14 protein-coding genes are annotated in these 23,042 nt (G+C 45.6%); 9 read left to right on the top strand and 5 right to left on the bottom strand.

Annotated elements, in window-relative coordinates; genetic code table 11:
- Nucleotides 1-624 precede the first annotated feature (624 nt).
- The gene (gene ahpF / locus C8N47_RS03855; RefSeq protein ID WP_107821204.1) at nt 625-2,208 is read right to left on the bottom strand and encodes an alkyl hydroperoxide reductase subunit F; all 1,584 of its coding nucleotides are present in this window, start codon (nt 2,206-2,208) and stop codon (nt 625-627) included.
- 74 nt (nt 2,209-2,282) lie between these two features.
- Nucleotides 2,283-2,846: an alkyl hydroperoxide reductase subunit C gene (gene ahpC, locus C8N47_RS03850; protein ID WP_107821203.1), complete on the bottom strand. Its 564-nt coding sequence runs from the start codon at nt 2,844-2,846 to the stop codon at nt 2,283-2,285.
- A 335-nt stretch (nt 2,847-3,181) separates the two neighbouring features.
- Here ahpC and htpG point away from each other — a divergent pair, with 335 nt between their 5' ends.
- From htpG to C8N47_RS03830, 4 genes are all read left to right on the top strand, one after another.
- Nucleotides 3,182-5,239: a molecular chaperone HtpG gene (htpG, locus tag C8N47_RS03845; protein ID WP_107821202.1), complete on the top strand. Its 2,058-nt coding sequence runs from the start codon at nt 3,182-3,184 to the stop codon at nt 5,237-5,239.
- A 436-nt stretch (nt 5,240-5,675) separates the two neighbouring features.
- On the top strand, nt 5,676-6,572 hold the full coding sequence (locus C8N47_RS03840; protein WP_146161425.1) for a tetratricopeptide repeat protein: 897 nt from the start codon (nt 5,676-5,678) through the stop codon (nt 6,570-6,572).
- A 134-nt stretch (nt 6,573-6,706) separates the two neighbouring features.
- Nucleotides 6,707-6,907 (top strand): YwbE family protein, encoded by a 201-nt coding sequence (locus tag C8N47_RS03835; protein WP_107821200.1) that lies wholly within the window; start codon nt 6,707-6,709, stop codon nt 6,905-6,907.
- A 10-nt stretch (nt 6,908-6,917) separates the two neighbouring features.
- Nucleotides 6,918-7,571 (top strand): MOSC domain-containing protein, encoded by a 654-nt coding sequence (locus C8N47_RS03830; RefSeq protein ID WP_107821199.1) that lies wholly within the window; start codon nt 6,918-6,920, stop codon nt 7,569-7,571.
- On the opposite strand, the gene C8N47_RS03825 is transcribed toward C8N47_RS03830, so the two are convergent.
- Nucleotides 7,568-9,589, bottom strand: coding sequence for a thioredoxin domain-containing protein (locus C8N47_RS03825; protein WP_107821198.1), 2,022 nt, complete (start codon nt 9,587-9,589; stop codon nt 7,568-7,570). The genes C8N47_RS03830 and C8N47_RS03825 overlap by 4 nt on opposite strands.
- 191 nt (nt 9,590-9,780) lie before the next feature.
- On the bottom strand, nt 9,781-12,195 hold the full coding sequence (locus C8N47_RS03820; protein ID WP_107821197.1) for a TonB-dependent receptor: 2,415 nt from the start codon (nt 12,193-12,195) through the stop codon (nt 9,781-9,783).
- Between the two features lie 155 nt (nt 12,196-12,350).
- Here C8N47_RS03820 and C8N47_RS03815 point away from each other — a divergent pair, with 155 nt between their 5' ends.
- Nucleotides 12,351-12,770 carry a hypothetical protein gene (locus tag C8N47_RS03815; RefSeq protein WP_107821196.1) on the top strand — a complete coding sequence of 140 codons (420 nt, stop codon included), beginning with the start codon at nt 12,351-12,353 and terminating at the stop codon, nt 12,768-12,770.
- Here C8N47_RS03815 and C8N47_RS03810 read toward each other — a convergent pair.
- On the bottom strand, nt 12,767-13,426 hold the full coding sequence (locus C8N47_RS03810) for a YkgJ family cysteine cluster protein (RefSeq protein WP_107821195.1): 660 nt from the start codon (nt 13,424-13,426) through the stop codon (nt 12,767-12,769). The genes C8N47_RS03815 and C8N47_RS03810 overlap by 4 nt on opposite strands.
- Nucleotides 13,427-14,218: 792 nt before the next feature.
- On the opposite strand from C8N47_RS03810, the gene C8N47_RS03805 reads away from it, so the two are divergent.
- Genes C8N47_RS03805 through C8N47_RS03790 form a run of 4 tightly spaced genes read left to right on the top strand, consistent with a single transcriptional unit; the run spans nt 14,219 to nt 23,036 of the window.
- Nucleotides 14,219-16,465, top strand: coding sequence for a fasciclin domain-containing protein (locus C8N47_RS03805; protein WP_170111275.1), 2,247 nt, complete (start codon nt 14,219-14,221; stop codon nt 16,463-16,465).
- A gap of 14 nt (nt 16,466-16,479) precedes the next feature.
- Nucleotides 16,480-19,752, top strand: a complete 3,273-nt coding sequence (locus C8N47_RS03800; RefSeq protein ID WP_107821193.1) for a SusC/RagA family TonB-linked outer membrane protein — start codon at nt 16,480-16,482, stop codon at nt 19,750-19,752.
- A 36-nt stretch (nt 19,753-19,788) separates the two neighbouring features.
- Complete coding sequence (locus tag C8N47_RS03795; RefSeq protein WP_170111274.1) at nt 19,789-21,297, top strand: RagB/SusD family nutrient uptake outer membrane protein; 1,509 nt, start codon at nt 19,789-19,791, stop codon at nt 21,295-21,297.
- 29 nt (nt 21,298-21,326) lie between these two features.
- Entirely contained in the window at nt 21,327-23,036 is a 1,710-nt protein-coding gene (locus C8N47_RS03790) for a fasciclin domain-containing protein (protein ID WP_107821191.1), read from the top strand.
- The last annotated feature ends 6 nt before the right edge of the window (nt 23,037-23,042 follow it).

The raw sequence follows: 23,042 nt of genomic DNA, 5'->3' as shown, positions 1-23,042 counted from the left end.
TTCAAAAGTTGTCGGGTTGTCGCTCTAAAACACCATCAACAAGAAAGAAGGCGTTTTGATCAATGAGAAAAAGTTGGGAACCGGTTGGCCTATTTTTATCGAGTGTTCACATTCGAAAATGCTATAAAGAAAAGAAACAGAGTGATGTTTCTTAAGAGACCGAAATCAAACGAAAAGCTTCCTGCAATCCCGGAGGGATGCAATTTGGGTAGCTGTGGCATTTCCGTGGGGGAAATTCCGTCCCGTACGGGACGGGAGAATCTTCGTATTGCCTTTGGTGCTACCCAAATTGAATGGCTAAAGCCATTGCAGAAAGATGAAAACCCGTCCGGTAGGACAAAAGATCCGCGTTGAGAAAAGGTAGGAGAGAAAAAAGCAGGCTCTGAAACGCCATGGAAGGAACTTTCAAAGCGCATACCAGCAGCTCTCCGTAACTCTCCCCTGAAATGAACCAATCCAGTCGAATTGATTCAATTCTGTCCCCTCTCTGCAAGCAGAGCGGGGGCGATGGGAGCCATCCCAAAGGCATCCCCGATGCGGTTGGAAAACCAGCCTACCGCAGGCGGGCGCATCACCCGAAGAAGACTTTCAGAAAAAAGCCGCCGCGTGAAGGGCAGCTTTCTGTCAGGCGTTTGCCAAAGCTTCGTCAACTACGCCGAGTTGAACGCCTTTGATATTATCGTCGAATGCCGAAAGGGCTGCTTTGGAGCCTTCGCCCATGGCAATTACAATTTGTTTGTAGGGAACCTGCGATACGTCGCCGGCCGCATAAATCCCCGGCTGGCTGGTGCGGCAATTGGCGTCGATCAGGATTTCGCCCATGCGGTTGGTTTCAACCAGATCGGCAAAAACGCCGCTGTTGGCCGTTAAGCCAATCTGCACGAAAACGCCATCGAGCTCCAGTTTTTCAATCCGCTCGTCGTTGCGGTGTTTGAAATTCATGCCAATTACTTTGTTGCCGTCGCCTAATACTTCTAGCGTTTGAGCCGAGGTAATCACCTTCACATTCGGAAGTCCTTCAATTTTTTTCTGCAGTACTTGGTCGCCTTTCAGCGTATCCATAAATTCCAGAACGGTAACTTCCGAAGCAATCGACGAAAGGTCGATGGCAGCCTCCAGCCCGGAGTTGCCACCTCCGACTACAGCCACGCGTTTGCCCTTGTAAAAGGGGCCGTCGCAGTGAGTACAAAAGGCCACGCCGGAGCCAATGTACTGGCTTTCGCCGGGCACATTCAGTTTTCGCCAGCTAGCACCGGTGGCAATAATCAGCGCCGGGGCTGCGAGCTTTTCACCCAGTGATGTTTCAATATTCTTGACGCCGTCAACCAGCTCGATGTCGATAACGCGGCGGTTTTCCAAAACATCGATTTTATAATCGTCGAGGTGAAGTTTAAGGTTGGCACTCAACTGCGAACCGGTTGTTTTGGGCACCGAGATCATGTTTTCAATATCAACGGTTTCGGTTACCTGGCCGCCCACTTTCTCGGCTACCAGAGCAACTGAAAAACCTTTGCGTGCCGAGTATATGGCCGCTGATACGCCGGCAGGGCCACCACCGGCAACAATTACATCGTAGTTTTTGGCCGGAGCTGCGGCAGTATTAAACTCGGTTCCGCTCAGTGCTTCAATTTTGCCCAGCAGTTCGCCCAGCGACGAGCGGCCAACGTGCAGTTGTTCGCCATTGGCATAAACGGTTGGCACGGCCTGGATATTCAGTTGCTCGGCTTCGGCTTTGTTGATGCCACCGTCAATAATTTCGTGCTGAATATTGGGGTTCAGAATCGACAGGATATTCAGAGCCTGAACCACGTCGGGGCAGTTGGTGCAGCTCAGCGAGATGTAACTTTTGAGATGTATCGGCTTGTGAATTCCCTTGATTCGATCAGCCATCAGCGCATCGGGCAGGTTTTTGCCAATACCATCCTGGTTCAGAATGGCCAGCAAGAGGGTGGTAAATTCGTGCCCTGTGGGTACGGCGCGGAACACGAAGCGACTGGCTTCCCCGTTTTTCAGAATCGAAAACGACAGCGCGTCTCCTTCGGTTTCCTGAACATCCAGCTTTTCCGAACAGGATGCCACATCGTCCAGCAGGCTTCTTATTTCAGCCTTGGAAGGGTGGTTCGGGACAACCGAAATCAGGAAGGTATACTTGTTTTGCAGACCGGCAAAAATCCCTTTTACCTGGTCTTTTAATGCTTGATCTAACATGGTTTTAAGGATAAAAAAGGGAGAATTAATTGACTTAATTCTCCCCGAATGTTGTTATGACTTTGACGTATCAATTAGATTTTTCCAACCAAATCGATGCTTGGTTTCAGGGTTTCAGCGCCTTCTTTCCATTTTGCAGGGCAAACTTCACCGTCGTGGCTTGCTACAAATTGAAGGGCTTTCAGTCGGCGAAGCAATTCTTCGGCGTTACGACCTACATTGCCGGCAACAACTTCGTAAGCTACAATTTCGCCTTCGGGATTGACGATGAACGTTCCGCGTTCGGCCAAACCGGCTTCTTCAATCATTACATCGAAACCTCGTGATAAAACACCTGTTGGGTCGCCCAGCATCGGATATTGAATTTTTTTGATGGTTTCGGAAGCATCTTGCCATGCTTTGTGCACGAAATGCGTGTCGGTTGAAACCGAGTAAATTTCAGCGCCGGTTACTTTAAACTGATCGTATAGGTCGGCTAAATCTTCCAACTCAGTAGGACATACAAAAGTGAAGTCGGCAGGGTAGAAGAAGAAGACAGACCATTTGCCTAAAACATCTTGTTTGGATACTTCCTGGAAGCCGTTGTTTACGTAAGCTTGTACTTTGAAATCGACGATTTGTTTACCAATCTGTGACATATTCTTTAAATTTTAAATGTTTGTTTTTCAATTTGTCTGCTGCAAACATACGGACGAAATCAATGCTCGTCAAACTGATTTATTCTATGACTAATAGATGAAATTTATGAGTTCAGTAAATCAAATCGATATCCTTAATAAGATGATTTTGTCTCTTTTTTCGCAGCACGAATGGTGTCACTTTTTCTGAAATCTGACCGGGCAGAAAGTGGCTGTGGCGACGTTTTTTTTACAGGAGGTGACAATTCGTCACATTTGCAGCTTGGCACAGGCTTTGAAAAAGAGCAGGGGTAAAATCAAAAATTCGAAGTTTAAAATTTAAAAATATGACGACGATGCAAAAAGGTAAAATTGGCGTATCAAGCGACAACTTATTCCCGATTATTAAAAAATTCCTGTATTCTGATCATGATATTTTCCTGCGCGAGATTGTTTCGAACGCGGTGGATGCTACGCAGAAGCTGAAGACTTTGGCTGCGCGCGGCGAAACAGCAGTTTCGGTTGAAAATGCGAAAGTGCGTGTTGCATTCGATGCGGACAAGAAAACCATCACTGTTTCGGATAACGGTATCGGGATGACTGCCGAAGAGGTTGAAAAGTACATCAACCAGATTGCTTTCTCCGGAGCAAACGAATTCCTTGAAAAATATAAGAACGATGCCAATGCCATCATTGGTCACTTCGGTTTGGGTTTCTATTCGTCCTTTATGGTTTCGCACAAGGTTGAAGTGGTGACGAAATCGTACAAAGAAGGTGCACAAGCCGTACGTTGGGAATGCGACGGAAGTCCGGAGTATATCCTGGAAGAAGCAGAACGCGCCGAGGTGGGAACCGACATTATCATGTATGTGAATGAAGAGTCGGAAGAGTTCCTGAACAAAGCCCGCCTGGACGAAATCCTGAATAAATACTGTAAGTTTTTACCAATTCCGGTTGTTTTCGGCAAGAAAACGGATTGGAAAGACGGAAAAGAAGTGGAAACCGACGAGGACAATCAAATTAACGATCCGAGCCCGGCCTGGACGAAAAAGCCGGTGGATTTGAAAGAGGAGGATTATGCGTCTTTCTATCGGCAGTTGTATCCTTTTGGTGAAGAACCGTTGTTCAACATTCACCTGAATGTGGACTATCCCTTCAACCTGACTGGTATTTTGTATTTCCCCAAACTGAAAAATACCATCGAGGTTCAGAAGAACAAGATTCAGCTTTACTGTAACCAGGTATTTGTTACCGACTCGGTTGAAGGCATTGTGCCCGACTTCCTGACCCTGTTGCACGGGGTGATCGACTCGCCGGATATTCCGTTGAACGTGTCGCGTTCGTACCTGCAAAGCGACTCGAATGTGAAGAAGATCAGCAGCCACGTTACCAAAAAGGTGGCCGATCGTTTGCAACAACTTTTCAAAGACAGCCGCGAAGATTTCGAGAAGAAATGGGACGACCTGAAGATCTTCATTGAATACGGAATGCTTACCGAAGAGAAGTTCGAAGATAAAGCAAAGGATTTCTTCTTGTTTAAAAATACCGAAGGTAAATATTTCACCAGTAGCGAGTATGAGACCTTGATTAAGGACAGCCAAACCGATAAGGATGGAAATCTGATTTATCTGTATGCCAGCAACGAAGAAGAGCAATATACATTTATTCAGGAAGCGAAAAATAAAGGTTACGATGTCATCGTGATGGATGATGTATTGTCGACTCACCTGATTAATAAGTTCGAGCAAAACGATCAGAAGAAACGATTTGTGCGCATCGACTCGGACGTGGTTGATAACTTAATTGCCAAAGAAGATCAAAGCGAAAAGCTGAGCATGGAAGAACGCGAAGAGCTGAGCCCCGTGTTTCAGGCGGTTTGCCCGGCCAACAACGGCGTTAATTACATGATCGACTTTAAAGCGATGGGCGAGAGCGGTCAGCCTATGGTGATCACCCGCAACGAATTTATGCGTCGCATGAAAGATATGAGCAAACTGCAAGGTGGCGGTGGCATGAATTTTTACGGCGATATGCCCGAAAGCCTGAATCTGGTGGTGAATACCGATCATCCGCTGGTGAAAAAGGTGTTGGCCGAAAAAGATGCAGCCTTGAGCGCCGAGCTTGAAACAACGAATGCAGCGCTTGCGACCTTGAAAGCAGAACAGGAAAGCCTGGAGAAAGCGAAAGAAGGCAAGAAGGATGAAGAAATTCCTGCCGCTGACAAAGAAAAGCTGGATGATGTGAGCAAGAAAATCACCGAGCTGGAAGCCGATAAGCGCAGCAAACTGGACGCTTTTGGTAAAGACAGCAAGCTTGCAAAACAACTGGTTGACTTGGCACTGTTGGCCAATGGCCTGCTTAAAGGCGCCGATCTGGATAAGTTTGTGCGTCGCAGCGTCGAGCTGATTAACTAAGCAGATATGTGATAAGCAATATTTGATGAAGCCATCGGTTGTTCGCACCGGTGGCTTTTTGGGTTTGTCGGAGCTGGTTGATTCGCTTTTTTATCTCCGCCGGAAGCGTTGTTTTGTAGTGCCGGTGGTTTCAAAATGGGGCGGTGGATTATCAATCTGATAATGGCTCGTTTTACGGCTTAGCCATCAGTGTCGGCTTTTTGTTGTTGCTTGTGTGTGTTTTCCAGTTGTTTATGTCGATCCGATGATCGCCGTGGCCTTTCGTTTTGGCATGGAATGTCATTTGTAATATTTTTGTGTCATTCGATTAACGCAATTTCGATTTAGTTTCCTTTTACATAGTAGTGGATCATTTTCAAAACAGAAATTGAATCAGCGAACCTGGCGGAAGACTGATGTCGGGGAGAAGACGTATTGAAAAATAAACAGAAAAAATATGAGTAGAATTAGACAAAGTATTGGATTGATGGCTATGGCACTGACCGTGTTTTCGGCCTCGTGTAGCACGGGAAAAGTGATGGTGATGCATCAGGATGTAGCCCGGCAGATGGAGACCGAAGGAAATTACCTTGCAGCGGCTGAGTCGTGGAACGCTTATTTTGATGAGCAAACGGCAAAAGGAAACGAAGTTGCTGCGGAGAATTACGCACAGGCCGCCAATGTGGCGTTGGAAGCTGACCGGAAGGATTTGGCTGAAAGCTGGATTGGGCTGGCTGCTGCCGGCGGCTATTCAGCTCCGGAATTGCAGCTGGAGCTGGCCAAAATATACCGCGGCCAAAATGAAATTCCGAACGAGCTGACTGCCCTCGAAACCTTCAAGGAAAAATATGCGGCGGCCCCGGAGATCAGCCAGGTGAATGGTCGCTTGTTCGAGCTTTACGCGATGATGAAAAACGATGAACAGGCAAAAGCGATCTGGCCGGACTTGAGCGACGAGCAACGGCACGAAAAAGAATACCTGGTGGAGTATTTCAAAATGGTGTCGAAAGGCGATGATGCCGCCCTGACTGAGGCTATTGCCCAAGACCTGGTAAAAGCTGACCCGGAAAATGTGAAGGCTTTGGAATGGCTGGGCGAGACGCTGTATCGCAGGGCCGAAGACAGTTACCAGGCCGAGATGAAGGCCTACCAGAAAAAACATACGCATTTGCAATACCTGCATTTAACGCAGGAGCTGAAAGTGATTAACGGAAACTTTCAGAAGTCGCTCGATTGCTTCACCAAACTGTGGGAAATGGAACAGAAAGCCAGCTACGCCACTTATCTGACGAATATTTACACACGTTTCGATAATAAGGAAAAGGCGAATTATTACCGGCAGTTTATACCGTAATCGATTGCAAAAGATAATATTTGAGGCTGTTCCGTTCGGGGCGGCCTCTGTTTTTTTGCGGTCGTCGGGGCTGAGCGTCATTCATCTTCAGCTTTCACATTTTTTGTTTGTACTTTCGTGGAAAATAAATCGGTATGGACGGACGAAAAAGATCGAATGTGAAAATTGAGAGCCATGTAATGATCGTTGAAAAGCATAATCAGCGCAGTGGCGAATTGACAGAAGGATATGTAGAACGGATTTTGACCAACTCGTCAAGCCATCCGCACGGTATAAAAGTGCGTTTGGAAACCGGCGAAGTGGGACGGGTACAACAAATTTTAGAAGACGATTAAACGGACGCTTATGAAAGTTGTTTCAACTAATATTGGGCAGGCTGTCGAGATTGTATGGCGCGGCAAAAAAGAGTTGACCGGAATGTATAAATATCCGGTTGATGAACCAATCTTGCTGGGAAAGGAAGATGTCGCGAAGGATGATGTGATGGATCGGAAATATCACGGAGGTTTGGACAAAGCCTGCTATCTGTATTCGCACGATCATTACAAGTGGTGGAAGGCCCGCTATCCGGAAGCGGATTGGGACTTGGGTTTCTTCGGTGAAAACCTGACCGTTGAGGGAATTGATGAATCGCAAATTCGAATTGGTGCTGTTTATCGTTTGGGCGACGCCATCGTTCAGGTCACCCAGCCTCGTCAGCCCTGCTACAAGCTGGGTATTCGTGCCGGCAATCCCCAAATTGTTGCCGATTTCTGGAACGCACCCTATCCCGGGGTTTATGTGCGTGTATTACAGGAAGGGGCAGTGAAAACCGGCGATACGATGCAATTGCTGGAACCAGCAACTGCAAATATGACTCTGACCGAAGTGTTTTCGCTTTTTACGCATGAGCGTCGCAACATCGAAAAATTGCAAAGAGCAGTTGCCATTCCCGAAATGGCCGCATCCTGCCGGAAAGATCTGACCAAGCGTTTGCGGCAAGCCGGCGACCCACTTTAAGGTTCAATTAGCTTTAGGGCCTCCGAAACTGTGCTAACCGGCAACCGGCAGGCTTGATTGTGGCATACATATATTTGGTTCACCCCGGGTTTAACACGATTATAAAGCAGCGGAAGCTGTTCGGTATTGCCCGGGCAAAAAATGCAATTGGGCAAGTAGTGTTGTTGTATCTCTCGAGAGATGGCAATTGCTTTTTCGCCCGAAATGGCAACCTCAAAAAGCTCCTTGGCAAAGCTCAGTGCCAGGCTCATCCAGTTGGCATGCCCGGCGGGATATTTCAAAACGCTGTCGGAAACAACCAGCAGCATGGCACGGGCAGTAATCGGGTAGCGATGGTTGTCTGTTAAATGGCCCAGACGCACCAGGTTGTGCGCCATTATGGAATTGGAGGCGGGAATAACATTGTCCTGCACCTCAATGCTACGGCTAATCAGGTCTGTTTGTCCCTCTCGACTAAAGTAGAAGATGGTGCGTTCGGCATCGTAAAAATCGCGGAAGCAAGTTTCGCAAAAGCGATCGGCCTGTGTCAGGTAGTCGGTTTTCCCGGTTACTTCAAATAAATCGATCAAGGCCTGAATCATCGAGGCATAGTCCTCAAGGAAAGCTTCAATTTTGGCTTGTCCGTTTTTATAGGAATGCAACAAAATACCCGGTTTTGTTTGAAGCTTGTTGAGCAGGAAATCCATGTTTTTTTCAGCCAGCTCTAGATACTCGTGCTCACCGAAGGCTTTGAAGCTTTCAGCCAGTCCGCTTACAACCAAAGCATTCCACGAAGTCAGAATTTTGTCATCCAGCCCCGGGCGTACCCGTTTGTTGCGTGCTTGCCGAAGCAGGCTTTTCCATCGGGCAACTTTTAATTGCAGTTGCTCAAGCTCAAGTGAGTGGATTTTTGCGAAGGTAGAATCACTTTGCCGGCGAAGCAGAATGTAATTGCCGTCCTCCCAATAACCGTTATCATTTACATTGAAATAATTTGCAAACAGTCCGTATTCTTCTTTGATCAGATCCTGTAGCTCGGTTTGTTGCCAGACATAGTATTTGCCTTCAATGCCGTCGCTGTCAGCATCCAGCGAACAGTAGAAGCCGTTTTCTGGTGAAAGCATGTCCGCTTTTAACCAGTCAACCGTTTCGCGCACAACTTGCCGGTACATTTCGTTCCCGAATTTTCGGTAAGCCTGGGCGTATAAACTCAGGAGTTGTCCGTTGTCGTACAGCATTTTTTCGAAGTGTGGTACCTTCCAAAACGAGTCGGTGGAATAGCGGGCAAAGCCGCCGCCAACCTGATCGTAAATGCCGCCAAAGGCCATCTTCTCCAAGCTGTTTAGCAGATGCGTTTCAACAGCCGCGTTGGGCTCCTGGTGCGCCCATCGGAGCAAAAACTGTAAGTTAACGGGCAGCATAAATTTCGGAGCACCTTTGCTGCCACCATCCTCCAGGTCGAAATGATGTTGCCAGTTATCAACCGCTTTCCTCATTGCTGGCAGGTCAATCTGTTGAACTTCCGCAGTCACCGGAATCAGTGCGCTTTGTGTGATGCCTTCGGTTAGTTTATCCGCATATTCACTTGTCTTTTCGGGGTATTTGCTGTGATAGTCTGCAATTTGTTGCAAGCTATTCATCCAAACATTTTTGGGGAAATAAGTGCCGCCCCAGATTGGCCGGCCATCGGGCAGGGCCACCGCATTTAGCGGCCAGCCGCCCCGTTGTGTCATTAGTTGCACGGCAGTCATGTATAGCTGATCCACATCGGGGCGCTCCTCCCGGTCAATCTTGATACACACAAAATGCTGATTCATCACCTTGGCGACTTGCTCATCTTCAAACGACTCCTGTTCCATGACATGACACCAATGGCAGGCCGCATAGCCGATGCTGATCAGCAATAACTTATTTTCGGCTTTCGCCTTTTGGAAGGCGGCGTCACCCCAAGGCATCCAGTTTACCGGATTGTGGGCATGCTGCAACAGATAAGCTGATGTTTCATGAATCAGATCGTTGGTGTATTGGTGTGTCGACATGATGAGCTGTTCTTTATTTTTAGCTTATTAGAACAGATGTTGTGTGCAAAAGTTTTCAGACGAAGGACTGTTGGGCGTTGCCCGGCGATAGACGCTGTTGGCGAGAAAGAGCTTTTTCAACCCAAGTATTAATCAGAAAAGAGACGGACGTTTTATGCTGTTTTCTTTTTGATGTAGGCTTATATCATTCGCTAAAACTTAAGAGACAATCGTAAGTTTAGTTTTCGTTCGGTGAGGTAGTTGGGCACACCATACATATCGCCGTAATGACTGCTTACCCAGAAATACGAAACTGTATTTTTAATGCCCAGTAGATTGAGGACTTCCAGACTCAGCGACAGCTCTTTGATTTTTTTTAGCAAAGCACTTTTCGGTTCAGTTGAAACCGCATTGATGATACTTTTTGAAATGCCCAGGTCTATTCGCCGGTAAGGCGGCATCCGAAAGTTATCCATATAGCGTTCGCCGTTTGGAGGGCCCGATGGCAGGCGCGATCCGTAAAAGGCCGCTAAGTGAAGTTTGTAGCTTGGATCGCCGGGAAAATAATCCTGAAAAAACAGACTGAAAGTTAGAAGCTGGTCGGTTGGCCGGGGAATCCAGCCATGACCGTCGCCCTTGACATTTTCTTCGGTTTGCAACAGCGAGATACTGGCCCACGATTGCACGCCGCTGACAAATTCGCCATGAATGCTCAGATCCAGGCCTGCTGCATAGCCTGTGGCTTGCTGATCGGCCAAGTATTGGATTTGCACATTGTTGACCTGATAAGGAGTGAGGTTCGAAAAATACTTGTAGTATAGTTCCGACTTAAACCGAAAAGGGCGATCCCAGGCCTGAAAAAGGTATTCGCTTCCTGCGACCAGTTGCCACGATTTTTGAGCTTTGGTATCCGGATAAACATTTCCGGTACGGTCTTTCAGCTCCTTGATAAAGGCAGGTTGTACGTAACGCCCGCCCGAAAGATGGAAAATGAATTGCCTTTCCCAATCGGGGACGTAGCTAGCCGACACGCGCGGGCTGAGCAAAAATTCGCCCGAACACTCGCGGTAGTTGGCCCGCAAGCCAGAGGTGAGAAAAAGCTTGCCTGATTCCATTGGGATGGCCCAGGTATCCTGAAGGTGTGCCGACGCTTGCCAGCTCGAAAATTGATTGTCGGTATTGGAGCTGCTGTACAGAAGAACTTCGGTTGGCGAGTAGGGCAGTGAGTAACCTGTTGAGTCGCGCATCACCCATTCGTTTACCCGGTCGTCAACATCTTCGAACTGAAATTTAATCCCCCAGTTCAGCAGGTGCTCTTCCGAGTTGTAGGCTCCTTTGTTGGTGATACTGAAAACGGTCGCATCCAGTTTGTTGCGGGCATGGTTCAGAAAACTGCCAACGCCCAGGTTCAGAATGCTGTCGCCGGTTCCGGAGGTTGACCAATCGCGCTCCAGTTCATTCAGGTAGTATTGTCCTTCAATATCGTAACTGACTTCTTCGTTTGTATTAAATGCGGAAAAAATGAACTTTAAATTGAGCTGATTGTCGGGATGAAAGTTGAAGGCCAGTGCTCCCAGCTTGGTGTTGAAATGATCTTTCTCCTGCCCGTTGAAGTAGACTTTGGCTTGCAAAGGCTGGGTCCAGGTGCCAAAGCTTGTTGTGCGGGTTTGCGGAATGAAAAGGTAGTCGTTGCTCGCCATATTACCCAGGAACGAAATATCGAAGGCATCCGAAAAACGATAGGTAACGTAGGCTTGCAGATCCGTGTAATCCGGGTTGTAGTCGCCCTCTTCATCCAGGCTGTTCAGCAAGTACCGGTTGGTTTTGTAGCGGGCGCCGCCAATAAAACTTAGTTTCTTGTTTTTGCTGGCATCTTCAACATGAAGCGCACCGCCCAACAAGCTGGCCGAGGCCGATGCTGCGAACGATTTGGGTTGTCGGTAGCGAATGTCGAGCACCGAGGCCATTTTGTCGCCGTATTTGGCATCGAAACCACCGCTGGAAAATTCGATGGACGAAACCAGATCGGCATTGATGAAGCTTAATCCTTCCTGTTGACCCGACTGAAGCAGGAACGGCCGGTAAACTTCAATGTCGTTCACATACACCAGGTTTTCGTCGTAATTGCCGCCGCGAACCGAGTATTGTGAGCTTAGCTCGTTGTTGGTTGATACCCCCGGCAGCGTTTTGATCAGGGCCTCGACGGCTCCCGACGAGGCATCAGGAATCACGGCACCAAACTGCGGATCAATGCGCGACATGTTCTGCTGTGCTCGTTGCTGCCGGACCGTCACTTCTGCAATGTTTTCGTTGCTTTCAGCCAGTTGAATGTCGAGCTTTATTTGGTCGCTGGCTTTGACTTGCAGTGTTTGCTCTTGTGTTTGGCAACCAATCATCGAAAAGACGATGGTCAACTGGCGGTTGACCGGAATTTGCAGCGTGTAGTGCCCGTTTTTGTCCGTTGTGGTGCCAATGGGGTAGCCCTTCAAACTAATATTGACCTCGGCCAGCGCTTCACCTTTGTCGGAAGAAACCGTTCCGGACAGCAGCGCATTCAGCATTTGCGCATGAAGACTGTTGGTGAAAAGCAGGCCGAGCAGGATGGTTAGGAGTGCAACTGGTTTCATTTAGCTAAAATAGGTTTTTCTATTAAACACTGTTTCATGAACAACATAAGAACGATACAAATTCTTATTATTGTTCTTTATTTATGTGGATTATTGAGACTTTATGTGGCCGTGAAAGGAAAGAACTGTACTTTTAAAGAAGCAAATTCAACACTATGGAAAGACGGGATTATTTAATGGATCAGATCAATGAGCTGGGCCTTTTTATCGCCAAGCTCATGGGGCGCCTTTCAAAGATGGCACAGGACAATCAGCATGATTTGTTGCAGGGCGAAGCAAAAGATGCCTTAACAGTTCAGTTTGGCTGGGAGTTGGACGATCTTTTGTTTCTCGAAAAATCGGCCTTCATTAGTTTGATGGAAGAAAACCTTTTAGCTGATGAACATTACGAGAAGCTAGCTGAAATTTTTAGCTTGTTGGGTGACCATGCCCTGGAACATGAAACTTTATTGCGTAAAGAGCTTTACTATCAAAAAGCCTTGTGGCTGCTAAGATATGTCGATCATCACAGCTCCAACTATTCCATGGAACGTCAACGTAAAATCGTCGATTTGGAAGTACGGTTAAATGGCTAGCGATTAGCGCCGTATTTGAGCATTGTTGCCAGGCCGTCTTCCATCCGAAATTCTGCAATTTCGATTTCTTTTTCACGTAGGGCGGCGGTAAAGCCTTCGTTCATCATCCGGCCGGCCATCAGCGGAAATTCAAGCAGCTGAGGAAAGCTGTTGGGATTATCCGGATTTTTGAAAAATTCAACACAACTTGCCAGTTTCATCGATAGATAAATGCGGCAGGCCATTGGGCGGGCTTCATAAGCCGAGCACGAACCTTCCTTTAAAAGCGGACAGGGACTTTTGTAACTTAAAACTTCTTGTTCGCTCAGCTTTTTAGTGTGCTTATTCTTTTCAATCGCTCTTTTTATTACGGCATCTTTATCGGGAGTGTAAAATTTGTTGTTGATGAAGTTGCCCAGGTAGTGCAGCTCGTAGGAGTTGGCAAACACAGCCTGGTGGCAACAGTATTCACAGCCTTTATGGCAATCGACCGGGATGTTTTGGCGCCGGGCCATGCCCAGTATCGAATCGATGAGCTGATCGATAGCGGAGTACATCTGGCCGATGAAACTAAGGAAGACTTTTTCTTCGGCTGCATGCTTAGCTGCTTCTTGTCCCAAGCGGAAACCATCGTCGTAAAAGGCTTTTTCGTGTTCTGTTAAATTATCCAGGCTCATTGTTTTTTTGTGTGCTATAATAAATTGCAAGTATACGATATTTTATTTGCATGTTTTGTTTTTTAGCGGATTGCCTGGGGACAATGGTTTAATGGACCGAAAGATGTGTTGAGAAAAGATGCGTTTGTAAATAATTGTAAATAACCATGGTAGGAGCTTTAGTGGGGGGCGGTCCGTTTTTCTTCGATTTTCGGTAAGAATTAAATTTGTTTTTGTGATTTTGATTGCTGATATTCGCAGGTACCTAAACTATACTTGGTTGAGGCGGGTAACCGTTAAAATTGAGAACACAATGATCATCAGTTCTGTTTTGTATAAAAAAGCAGTTTTTTGGTCTATTTTATTTATAACTACTACACTACTACTATGAATGAATTAAAATCGAACTTAATTCCTGTGTGCAGGAACGTTCAATCGACAGCTTGTTTTGTCGAAAAACTATTCGAAAGGGAGTTTTCTTCTTCCTTGTCAATGCGGGGCTCCGCAAAATTGCAAATTACAAAATCAAAATTTCAGGTTTAACCAAAGTCTTAAATGGGTATTGGCAGATAGCTGTACGGAATTTGTGATTCATTTATTTAAAGACATACGTTGATCTGAATTTCATCGGAGGTTTTTGAAGTGTACCTGAGCCAGGGCTTGGTGTATATCTTTATTGCTTTTGTGGTTTTCTGTACTCTTCCTGCTGCTTTTTAGCATACCCGTTGCAGATGACAGTTGGCTTGATCTTTTGGGAGTTATTATGTAAATCCCAAATCTGTTTATAGCTATGCTGATCTAACTACTATGCTTATGAAAAGAACAAGAAGTTTGACAAGAATTATGAGCGTTTTAATGCTTGTGCTTGTTTTGTTTTCGTGTGAAAATGAAATGGATAAGTATTATCAGGCCCCGGACTGGTTGAAAGGAAGTGCCTGGGATGTACTGGAGAAAAGAGGAGACTTTTCAGTTTTTCTTGAAGGTGCAAGCCGGAGTGGCTTTGAGTCTTTACTAAAAGGGAAAGGGCTTGTTACTGTGATGGCTCCAACAGACAGCGCTTTCGCGCAGTACTTAACGAAACACGGGAAAGCGAACATTGCTGACTTTAGTGTTGAAGAGCTTCAGAAACTAATTGGTTTCCATATCATCTACTTTTCCTACAGTAAGGAAATGTTAGAAAATTTCAGACCTTACGAGGGGGATGCAGCTACAGATACTGAGTTGAAACAAATGGCCGGTATGTATTATAAGCATCGGACCCGAAGTACCGATCCGATTTCACTTTTTACTGACGAAGATCCGGAGAACCCCGAAGGAGAGAAGGAATTTAGTGTGTGGCATAACGACAGAATGCTACCGGTATTTTCCCATAATATTTTCAAAACAAAAGGAAATATCGATGCTGCGTATAATTACGAGTATTTCTATCCCGATTCGAAGTGGGCCGGAGATGATGGCTTTAATGTCTCCAATGCAAGTGTTACCGAATATGAAATACCCGGCGATAATGGCTATATCTACGTGGTGAATGACGTATTGGAGCCTCTGGAAACCATTTATACAGAGATTGCTAAGCGGGAAAATTTTTCGACCTATCTGGAGTTGTATGATCGCTTTGCGACGCTTTCTTTTGATGAGGACTTGACCATTGAATTTGGTGGAGGAACTGATTTGTATCAGTTGAATCATAGTTATTTGGCCAATATTGCCAACGAATGGCCGGTAAGTGATTTCCGCAATAATGCTGTATTGTCCTATGCGGCCTATGGCATCTGTGCTCCGGCAAACGATATTCTTGATGATTTCTTTCAGTCTTATTGGGCGCAGGGAGGATACGAATCGATTGATTCAGTTCGGGATGACGCTATCCTGCAAATGTTGAAAAGTAGTATTTACGCTTCCTCGGTCTTATTTCCCGAGGAGATTAGCTCGGGAGAGCTCGTTAGTACGGCCAATACGCCCGTCGATTTTGCGGTCGATAATGTACTTCAGGAAAATCGGAAAATGTGTTTGAATGGTACATTCTACGGGATAACTGCCGACTGGGAGATTCCATCGGCATTTACTTCTGTTGCCGGGCCAGCTCTTCAATACAAAAGCAACAGCTACTATCTGAACATGCTGACCAATACAAGTAAGATAATGCCACTTTCGAGTAACAGAGTGCCGTTTACTCTGTTGATTCCCGACGATGCACAACTGGAGAACAGTGGGGTGACCATGGATGAAGAGGATAACCTGATGAGTACTTGGTCGGGAGAACTGGAGTCGGTGAGTATTGGAGAGATGACTGAACTGATAAATTTACACACCGTTACCGGAGGAAGCGGCATTACCGGTTCGAATGACAGTTATGTTTTGAAAACCGATATTCCGTATGTGTATTGGTACATTAAAAATAACCAGCTTACGACAAGTATCTCACAATCTGTCGAAATTAATGCAACGCAAGAAACAGCAGCTTATGCTGATATCACCGAGATTAAGTACAATGGAGGCGAATGGAGTAATGGGCAGGCCTTTGCCTATGCGATTCCTTCGGGGGGAATATTCCGTTCATGGACAGATGAAAATTCATCGTCAGTGCAACGGCTGATTGCTATTAGCAATGAACCCTCTCGCCCGTATTACATGTTCTCGCAGCTACTTCGCGATGCCGGATTAATTGATAACGAGCTTGTAACCATTCCATTTCTGAAAGAAAGCAGAACACTGATTTTCATTCCTACCAATGAGGTTGTTGAAACCGCTATTAGCAACGGTTTAATTCCGGGTTTGAGTACTGACGGGACTGTGGAAGACCAAAGTTTGCTGGCAATTTATATGAAGCAATATTTTGTGCCGACAGGAAGCAACGGGATTGCTGATTATCCATATATCGGTTCCGGAGTGACGGGACAATATTCGACCGCTGCGGGAAACAGAATTGGAATTGTTGATGACGGCGCTTCTCTTAGTCTGGATCTGGGCTACAAGATTGTAAATATCGATGGAAGCCACGATTATTTCCCGTTTGCTTTCAATGACGGTGGGGTGCACTTCATCACGGATGTATTTTAATAAAAGACTTAATTATGAATAGAATAAAAATAATTATTCCCTTTGTAATATTATTCCTTATTTCTGTAAAGCATATTTATGCGCAGACAGCAATAATAACAGGGATAGTATACGAGCTTGTAGATGGCGAAAAAGTACCCGTAACGGGTGCCAATGTGGTCTTTGCTAACAGTCAAAACCGCTTCATCACAGGGGTGATAACAGGAGTTGACGGGCGTTATGTTCTAAGGATACCGCAAGGCGAAAAAGGTTCAAGTGTTATTTTCTCATTTATCGGATTTGTATCGCAGAAGATTCCGTACGAGAATCAGAAGACCATTGATGTTGTGATGAAAGAAGACCGGAAGCAGATTTCGGATGTTGTTGTATCGGCTTCTTATACCGATCGGGTGACCGGGATTAGTGAAAAACAACAAACGGCGGCAACACAGCGTATTAATATGGACGAAATTATGTCTGTTTCTCCGGTTACAACAGTTGGCGAAGCATTGCAGGGGCAACTGGGAGGGATTGACTTAGTAATGGGGGGAGATCCCGGATCTAAAAGTTCCATAAATATTCGCGGAATAAGTACGCTCAATGCCAATTCGGAACCCCTGATTGTTATTGATGGAATTCCTTACAGCACCTCAATAGGGGATGATTTCAATTTCTCAACTGCAACAGACGAAGACTTTGGTACTTTGCTGAACATTGCTCCTACTGACATCGAATCGATCGAAGTTCTTAAAGATGCTGCTGCTACGGCAATTTGGGGAACCAAAGGTGGCAATGGTGTTCTTGTTATTACAACCAAAAGAGGAAGCACCGGTAAAACAAGAGTCAATGTGTCGTCCAAACTGTCAACCCGATTCGAACCTTCACCAATACCCTTGTTGGATGGTAATGAATATGTTGCTTTTATGCAGGATGCAATCTGGAATACAGCCAACGCAACTGGTGTTCAGAGTTCGGCGAACTTACTGGAGCTTCTTTACAATACTCCGGAAATCAACTATGTGCCTGATTGGCGTTATTTTGATGAATATAATGTAGAAACAGACTGGCTTTCGGAAATTCGACGACCGACCTTGACTGTTGAGAACAACATTGCGATGACCGGTGGTGGTGATAAGGCCACTTATCGCTTCTCTGCGGGATATTCCACCGAGGAGGGAACGACCGTTGGAACTGGCTTCGACCGTTTTACTTCGACCTTGAAAGTTACTTATCGCTTTACCGATCGATTAAGAGTAGGGGCTAATTTCACCTATACACAATCCGAGGTTAAAGGAAACCGGGCCAATGTAAGGAGCGAGGCGATGAGAAAGATGCCCAATAAAAGTCCTTATTGGATTGATGAAGATGGAAATGCAACCGATATTTATTTCTCGCGTCAATCGGCAAACGAGTTCCAGGGCGCTTTTAATTGGAATGATAAAGATGATCGGATAACAAATTTCAACCCTGTTGCTATGGCCAACGAAGGATATAGCAATACCTTACAAAATGAATCGCGAATTTCTTTTGATTGGAACTACAATTTCTTTGGCACCGATTTGTTAACCTATTCCGGTTGGGCAGCTATGCAACTGAAAACGGTCAGAGGAAACAAATATTTACCTCAGGTAGCAACAGGCGTAACCGGGGTTAGTCCGTATTCTAACCGGAGCGATGAAAACGTGTCGGATAATGTGACCTTGCAGATCGAAAATAAACTGATGCTTCGTAAGAACTGGGATAACCGGCACAACCTGATTGCTGTTGCCATCCTCCGGACTAATCAAAGTCAAAATTCGAGTTATCACAGTGCCATTTCAGGCGTAGCTTCATCAAGTTTGGTCGATCCGATTAACGAAGGAACTGTTCAGGGGATGGGATCCGGTGACTCGGAGGGCAGAACAGTGTCGGCTGTAGGTAATGTGCACTATACATTCAAGGACAGATATATGGTAACGGGAACCTTAAACGTTGAAGGAAATTCAAGTCTTGGACGATCAGAACGTTTTGGTGCATTCCCCGCTCTGGGCTTCGCCTGGCATGCCCAGGAAGAACCGTTTCTGGCAGACTTAAGCTGGTTGAATCAGGCCAAAATCAGATTTAGCTACGGGGAGAGTGGAAATTCGCCCAGTGGTTCTTACCCATACATTGGTTCATTCGAAGCGCTTGATCAAAGCTATGTTACCTCTTCGGCCATTGCTCCCAAAAGAATGCAGTTGGATAATCTGAAGTGGGAAACCTCCAGAGAGTATAACCTGGGAGCTGATTTACACTTTTTGGATACCCGACTGAAGGTTACGTTCGATTGGTATAATAAAACCACAAGCGATCTTTTACAGAAAAATGTAAGCGTTCCGGCCTCTACCGGCTATGGAACAATCAGTTTCTTTAACTCGGGAAAGATGAAAAACTCCGGAGTTGAGTTTCGTTTTGATTACGACTTGTACAAAAAGAACGGTTGGGTAATCTCGGTGAATGCGAATGTCAGCAGAAACATTAATAAAATACTCGAGCTGCCCTTAAATTTAAATCAGGAGAACTACTCTTTTGGTAACGGAAATTACGCTGTCCGATTGCAGGAAGGTGTGGCAATCGGCTCATTCTTCGGATACCGGTCAAAGGGTGTATATGGCAATCTCGAAGATACTTACGCCCTGGATGCCGACGGAAATGTCATGCGCGGTGTAGACGGTGATCCGGTCATCATGCAGAATGGTAATATTCGCGTATTCCCGGGCGATGCGAAGTATGAAGATATTAATAATGATGGGGTGATTAATCAGTACGATATTGTATATATTGGTAATTCAATGCCTTCGTTAACAGGTGGTGGCGGTATTAATATCCGTTACAAAGCTTGGGGATTAACGGCACTGTTTCATGGTAGAGCCGGGCAAAAAGTTGTAAACCGGGCGAAAATGAACAGCGAGTCGATGTATGGACGCGACAACCAGAGCACGGCAGTCTTGAACCGTTGGCGTAACGAAGGAGATCAAACAGATATCCCCCGCGCTTTATATAAATACGGATACAACTACCTCGGTTCTGACCGCTTTGTCGAAGATGCCAGTTATCTGCGACTAAAAACACTGACGCTTAGCTATCGATTACCCAAAGAGTTAACAAGCCGTTTGGGAATCAACAGTGGAAATGTATTCATCTCGGGATACGACTTGTATACATGGACTAAATATACCGGGCAAGATCCCGAGGTGCGGATGCCCAGCAAGGTTACAGATCTGGCCGAAGATAATTCCAGCACACCGATTTCAAGAAGATTTGCTTGTGGTGTAAACATAAACTTTTAACGAGGAGGAAACGACATGTCAAAAAATAGTATTATAGTGTTATTGTCCTGCCTGTTTGCTTTTACTTCATGTAATAATTGGCTGGATGTAGTTCCGGAGAACGAGCAGGTAAGCGGTAGTTACTGGCAGTCGAAGGAAGAAGCCGAGGCTGTTTTAACATCGGGATACATTTACCTGAGAGATATGCATGTATCTCTTCTGGAGTGGGGCGAACTCCGCGGAAGCAGCATTTATAAAACGATCGGTTACTCTCCATTGCAGAGCTTCAATTTAAATGCCGACAACAAGAGTGTATGCAACTGGGGACCTTTTTATAAGGTGATAAGTATGGCCAACTCGGTGTTGGCGAATGTTGAATATGTACAACAAATTGATGACACCTTCAACGAGGCGCAGATGAACTCGTTTAAAGCAGAAGCTTACTTTCTACGTGCTTTGTCGTACTTCTATATTGTACGAAACTGGAGAGATGCTCCGCTTATTCTTTCTCCTTACGAAGACGATAGCCAGGAAAAAGAGGTGGCTAAATCAACGGAGGCTGAGATTATTGCGCAGATAAAAGAAGACTTGACCACCGCCATCAAGTCCGAGGCTGCCAAAGCATTTTTTGAGGAGGACTGGCAGACCAAAGGACGCGCAACAAAATGGGCCATCTATGCTTTAATGGCCGATGTTTGCCTGTGGAACGGCGATTATAGCGAGGCCATTGTTTATTGTAACAATATTCTGGAAGCTTCAGAAAGCCGACGTCCTGCATTTGTCGAAGATTCTGAACAGTGGTTCGAGATGTTTTACCCGGGAAACAGTAATGAGTCGATATTCGAGATTCAGTTTTACGGAAGTAGTCAGACAAACCAACTGGCGTCGTTGTTTGGCAATAGTATTCCTACCTATCAGTATACCGACGAAATGTTAGTGGACTTTGTTACCGAAGCCATGTCAATCGACGGTTATCCGGATCTTGAGAATCAAGTCAGAACTATTAATGCCGGCATTGTAACCGACAATGCTGATTTGGAAATCGCCAAAGAAGGCTATGTCTGGAAATATACCGGTACCGGAACCAACGACAATGTCAGACCCAGTTCGGAGCAAAATGCACACCTGATCCTTTATCGGGTTGCCGATGTAATGCTGATGAAAGCGGAAGCCATGGTGCTTAACGATAATTCTGCGGCTTCCTGGAACGAGGCGTTGAATATCGTCAACCGGATACGCGCACGGGCACATGCCCCGCAACACGAGATTGAGGTGTCGGGAATGACGGAACTGGATATGTTGAAGCTAATCCTGAGTGAACGAAATATTGAGCTTGCCGCTGAAGGTAAAAGATGGTACGACCTGCTTCGTCTGGGACGAATGATGGACGGCCAATATCGAGATGCCTTTATAGATCTTGTTGTCAAATACAATAACTCAGCACGGGCCGAATGGATTCGCTCGGTTCTGAGAAATGATGATGCCTTGTTTTTGCCGATATGGAGCAGTGAGTTGATAAACAATCCGAAGTTGGTGCAAAATCCATATTACGATATCGTGCAATAAATAAGCTGTCTAATTTTAAAATTAAGAATATGTATATAAAAAAATATCTTATAGCCATCATATCTCTTTTTGCTTTGTGCCAATGTAACGATCCATACGAAGATCAGACCTACCTGGCCTACGAGAACTACCCGATATCGATTTATTTAGAGACACGTTCCGATGAGTTTTCGATGTGGTTGGAGGTTCTGGAAAAAGCAGATATGAAGAATGCAGTCAACCAGGCGCGAATGAATTTTACGATGTTTGTGCCTACCAATGCGGCGATGTCTGCTTATTATACCCAGAAGAGCATGTCGGGGGTGACCGATCTAAGTGAAGAAGATGCTCGTGATTTGGTTGAATTTCACACGTCTGAATACCTGATTACCCAGAGTGATATGTTGTCTGGTGGCCGGTTAAGCCGACCGATGCTCTCTTCAGACTATCTTACAATTTCCTATGGCGAAGAGGGTAGCAGCCAAGGGGGAATCACTTCCATGACTGTAAATGATGAAGCGAACATTATTGAATTGGATAATGTGGCGACAAACGGATATGTACACGTAATTGATGCTGTTTTGACGCCAATTTCGGCGACTCTTTACGATAAACTTGCGGAAAATCAGGATTACTCCATATTCCGGGAGCTCGTTGAAATGTCCGGATGGCAGGATCGGTTGGAAGCGACCTACGATACGGTGGTTGGCGATTTAGGCACCGAAGTCCTGGTAAAGCGAAATTTTACCATGTTGGTGGTCAACAATACCGTATACAACGAACAGGGGATCTACTCTGTTGCAGATCTGGCAAATTTATTGGAACCAGAGAGTTCGCTGTCCGATAACGAAAAATTGGAAAGATATGTTGGCTATCACCTGATTGAAGGAAGAGTTTTAAAGGAATCGCTTTTTGCATTCGATACAGATAGTGTAATCATCTGGAATACGATGGCTGAAAATGAGCTTTTCTCCACAAACCAGATCAACGGCGCTTCAGACTACATTAACTACGATTTTACAAACAAGGAAGGAATCGGGCTCATTGAAGGGCGTGAGAATATTGCAGCACGAAATGGTTTTATTCATGAAATCGACGCTGTCATGCCTGTCTTCTCACCCGAACCGGCTACTGTTATCTGGGATCTGACAAACTATAGCGACATTGCTTCTAGTATTAACGATTTTGGAGCTGTGCGCGGGTTGGGCGAATGTTATCAGCAAGCGCAAGAGGGAAATTCGTACAAAATCACTTTGTGGAATGACGAAATTCAGAGTTACAACTGGAATGTAATCGGTTCCAAGCGATCCAGCTGGCCAACGGTTGGGTATTTCCTGGCACAGGAAAGTGAAGATGACGAAGACGATCTGGAGAATGTTTACGGAGCCAATCTGAATGATTTTCTGATTTTAAGTCTGGGGCATTTTGGAACAGTTGAGATGAAAACCCCTGTTTTAGCCAAGGGCCGTTACCGGGTAGAGCTGTATTACGGCTATGATGCCAGCCTGGCCGATTTCATCGAAGGCGGTAGCCAGTGTCAGTTCGTTGTCGACGATGATATCAGCTACAAATATCTGTATAGTGGTATTGATAATACGATCGGAACTTATTCGATTGCGTTATTCGATAATATTGAGTTCGCGACAACTCAACAACATAATCTCGAAATTACGCTTCTCGATTCAAGGGCACAGTCGCACAATGCGTACCGGCTGATGCTTGATTATGTGAAGTTTATACCGATCATTGAAGAAAACTAAAAAGAA

The organism is Mangrovibacterium marinum, from assembly GCF_003046625.1.
GTDB lineage: Bacteria > Bacteroidota > Bacteroidia > Bacteroidales > Prolixibacteraceae > Mangrovibacterium > Mangrovibacterium marinum.
Note: the sequence above shows the minus strand (reverse complement) of the source record. Positions and strands in the feature narration are given on the sequence as shown.

What these genes read in the sequence shown, in the direction of transcription:
- ahpF (WP_107821204.1), bottom strand. Translation starts at nt 2,208, where the DNA reads ATGTTAGATCAAGCATTAAAAGACCAGGTAAAAGGGATTTTTGCCGGT.
- C8N47_RS03815 (WP_107821196.1), top strand. Translation starts at nt 12,351, where the DNA reads ATGGAAAGACGGGATTATTTAATGGATCAGATCAATGAGCTGGGCCTT.
- C8N47_RS03805 (WP_170111275.1), top strand. Translation starts at nt 14,219, where the DNA reads ATGAAAAGAACAAGAAGTTTGACAAGAATTATGAGCGTTTTAATGCTT.
- htpG (WP_107821202.1), top strand. Translation starts at nt 3,182, where the DNA reads ATGCAAAAAGGTAAAATTGGCGTATCAAGCGACAACTTATTCCCGATT.
- C8N47_RS03830 (WP_107821199.1), top strand. Translation starts at nt 6,918, where the DNA reads ATGAAAGTTGTTTCAACTAATATTGGGCAGGCTGTCGAGATTGTATGG.
- C8N47_RS03820 (WP_107821197.1), bottom strand. Translation starts at nt 12,195, where the DNA reads ATGAAACCAGTTGCACTCCTAACCATCCTGCTCGGCCTGCTTTTCACC.
- C8N47_RS03825 (WP_107821198.1), bottom strand. Translation starts at nt 9,589, where the DNA reads ATGTCGACACACCAATACACCAACGATCTGATTCATGAAACATCAGCT.
- ahpC (WP_107821203.1), bottom strand. Translation starts at nt 2,846, where the DNA reads ATGTCACAGATTGGTAAACAAATCGTCGATTTCAAAGTACAAGCTTAC.
- C8N47_RS03840 (WP_146161425.1), top strand. Translation starts at nt 5,676, where the DNA reads ATGAGTAGAATTAGACAAAGTATTGGATTGATGGCTATGGCACTGACC.
- C8N47_RS03810 (WP_107821195.1), bottom strand. Translation starts at nt 13,426, where the DNA reads ATGAGCCTGGATAATTTAACAGAACACGAAAAAGCCTTTTACGACGAT.
- C8N47_RS03835 (WP_107821200.1), top strand. Translation starts at nt 6,707, where the DNA reads ATGGACGGACGAAAAAGATCGAATGTGAAAATTGAGAGCCATGTAATG.
- C8N47_RS03800 (WP_107821193.1), top strand. Translation starts at nt 16,480, where the DNA reads ATGAATAGAATAAAAATAATTATTCCCTTTGTAATATTATTCCTTATT.
- C8N47_RS03790 (WP_107821191.1), top strand. Translation starts at nt 21,327, where the DNA reads ATGTATATAAAAAAATATCTTATAGCCATCATATCTCTTTTTGCTTTG.